Genomic DNA, 3,056 nt, shown 5'->3' on the forward strand with positions numbered 1-3,056 from the left:
AATGACTATTATAGACCCACTGACCAACGGGAAGTAATGACTATCATAGACCCACCGACTGTGGTGAATAGTACCAGCTGTTATTCGGTAGATTCGGTAGATTCGTGTTCGTTTATAGAAACACCAGAGGTGTTTGAAATCTCAAAAGACCCGGCTATTTTTTTTGAACACGAATCACACGAATCTTACGAATGCATGTCTTTTGAAACACCGCCGGTGTTTGAAATCTCACGAATGACCGCTGAACAACGGATATTATCGTTGATTGTTATTCGGTAGATTCGTGAGATTTGTGTTCGTTTATAGAAACACCAGGGGTGTTTGAAGTCTCACGAGATTTGGCGTAAACCCATTGAACAACGAATATTAGCGTTGATCGTTATTCGGTAGATCGTGAGATTTGTGTTCGTTTATAGAAACACCAAAGGTGTTTGAAGTCTCACGAGATTTATAGTAAACCCACTGAACAACGAATATTAGCGTTGATCGTTATTCGGTAGATTCGTGAGATTTGTGTTCGTTTATAGAAACACCAGGGGTGTTTGAAGTCTCACGAGATTTGGTGTAGACCTACTGAGCAACGGATATTAGCGTTGATCGTTATTCGGTAGATTCGCGAGATTTGTGTTCGTTTATAGAAACACCAAAGGTGTTTGAAGTCTCACGAGATTTGGCGTAAACCCATTGAACAACGAATATTAGCGTTGATTGTTATTCGGTAGATTCGTGAGATTTGTGTTCGTTTATAGAAACACCAGGGGTGTTTGAAGTCTCACGAGATTTGGTGTAGACCTACTGAGCAACGGATATTAGCGTTGATCGTTATTCGGTAGATTCGCGTACCTCTTCGAAGTCCTCCTTGTGGACGCCACGGAGGGCGACGGCGTGGCCACCGAAGTCGAAGACGAGCTGGCGGTCGCGGTCGATGCGGACGATGTAGCCCTCGTAGCCGGCGAAGATGCCGGTGAGGACGCGGAGCTTGACATGGTCGCGGGCGAACTTCTCGAAGGGGTCGCGTAGGAAGGTGACGCGCTCTGGGTTGTTGCGCAACACCGTCATGAAGGGTTGCATCACCGCATTCGTGATCGATGCGGGAGCATTGCGCGAACGGTCTTTTACAAGATGGTATTGGGGATAATAGAGACGGAGGAAGGCCTGGAGGTCGCTGGTGGTGCCTTGCAGGAACACGAGGCCGCTGACGGTGGGCTTGAGCTCTTTCTTCACGCCCCCACGCTCGGTTTTCTGCTTATAGCTATAGGAGCGATGAACAAAACAGGCATGGGGTGCGTCGGGATGGGCGGCGTTGTAAGCGTTCATCTGACGCTCAAAGACGGGCACGGTCATGTTGTGGAGGTAGAGGTAGCCCCAGGGTAATTCCTCTTCGCGACAGCGCATTCTCTCTATACCCAGGTCCGATGCATCATCAGTCTTGGTAACGTGTATGCCCTTTGGTAAACGGTTGTTTACGTCGGCTGTAGCAAGTGAGTCAAAGCAATCCTGCGTCATCCCCGCCCCCTACTTTATGTCCTTCGAATCCATCACCACGGAGGATAATGGAAGAGGTGTCTTTTTATCCTTCATGCCGCATCTTATGACTTATTAAGAAAAGCCTGTATGAGGCTCCCGTTCTCCTACTCGTTCTGTCCAGCTCCATGCGGAGTGTGGACCTATCGATTGCAAAGATACGGCTTTTAGATTAAAAACACACCTTTTTCTATTAATATTTTACGTTACGATTGCAAAACAATGATATGAGCAAGGGGGAAAACCTTTGCCCGACGGCAGTTGGGGGAACGGGGATGCGCACTTTTGGGGTCTGCAAACACCACAGATGGTGGGGGCTGGCGTGAGAGGAGCCACCGCAATAGGTGCCGAATGGTAACGGCTGCTCTGACACGAGCCGAGAGAAAGAGTTTATTATGTGGAATGGGGAATGTTGAACGTGGAATGTGGAATGTGGAATGTGGAATGTGGAATGTGGAATGTGGAATGTGGAATGTTGAACGTGGAATGGTCCGTCGGATGAGGAATGATTGAATGCGGCCATGCGGGAGTTTTATACGCCCACAGATAGCACTGAGGAACACAGATGCCATGCGGGCTGCTTGCCAATAACACAGATCGCGCCATCAGCGCGGCAGATCGGCACTCTTTCGCTGGCAGTGGGTGGTCTATAACGTGAAGTGTTAAGTGTGGAATGGGGGGAATGGGCCATGCGGTACTTTTTTCGCCCACAGATCGCACTGAGGAACACAGATGCCAGCGGGGTGCTTGCCAATCATCGGCGCGGCAGATGAACACGGATTCTTCGCAGGCGGTGTGCAACTTATCTGTGGAGATCGGTGAGATCTGTGGGAGACGACAACCGCTCCACCCTACCCTATCGCAAGACGTTCTGTGTAATATTTTGGTACAAAAGTTGTGTGGCGATTTTCGTTGAAATAGACAAAGAAATCGTGTTTTTTCGGTGTTCGGCGACGCAAATCTTCGTCGCACGCTCACCGTTAGCCATCTTTCGAGTTGCGATACCTACCCAACCGCACCTCGAAAGACCATATATCGAGGCTCGAAAGACCAGGTTTCGACACTCGGTTTGGCATGTTTCGCAACAGCAAATACTTAATGCAAACGAGAAAATCCTTCCTTCTTACAGCAACCCATTAACTATCAACGGTTTACGTAATTAGGCCGAGAATGGCGTATTTCCGCCCAACCGTTTCATCGTTGCCGCCAATGATGTAGATTTCAATATAGATTGTTGTCATTCTTCGCATGCTCTACACGCAAGATGTATTTGGCTTCTGACTGCATCGCTCGCACGGCCGTTATGGCATTTCACGTCCAGAGAGAAACTTTTGTGATAAGAAAAACGTGACTTGTGTTCGCCTTCAAAACTCCTAAGGTGATGCTATCTCAGAGAGATTTAGCGTGAACCCACTGACCGTAGGGAAGCCATGAGGCTTGGGCCAGGCGCACAGTTTTTACAAAAACACAAGAATGAAGGGCGCACCCGACAAACCCTGTGGAGTGCTGTGCAGATGCTAACCCAAAAACTA

The 3,056-nt window shown here is 48.6% G+C and carries 2 protein-coding genes; one reads left to right on the forward strand and one right to left on the reverse strand.

Features of this window, described 5'->3' with window-relative positions; translation table 11 throughout:
* Positions 1–279 (forward strand): hypothetical protein (locus KM934_RS12545; protein WP_215760944.1); only part of this gene is annotated, 279 nt, incomplete at its 5' end.
* 543 nt (positions 280–822) lie between these two features.
* Here the strand turns inward: KM934_RS12545 and KM934_RS12550 are convergent.
* Positions 823–1,506, reverse strand: coding sequence for a hypothetical protein (locus tag KM934_RS12550; RefSeq protein WP_215760945.1), 684 nt, complete (start codon positions 1,504–1,506; stop codon positions 823–825).
* Positions 1,507–3,056 lie beyond the last annotated feature (1,550 nt).

The sequence above is a fragment of the Hallella faecis genome, assembly GCF_018789675.1.
GTDB classification, from domain to species: Bacteria; Bacteroidota; Bacteroidia; order Bacteroidales; family Bacteroidaceae; genus Prevotella; species Prevotella faecis.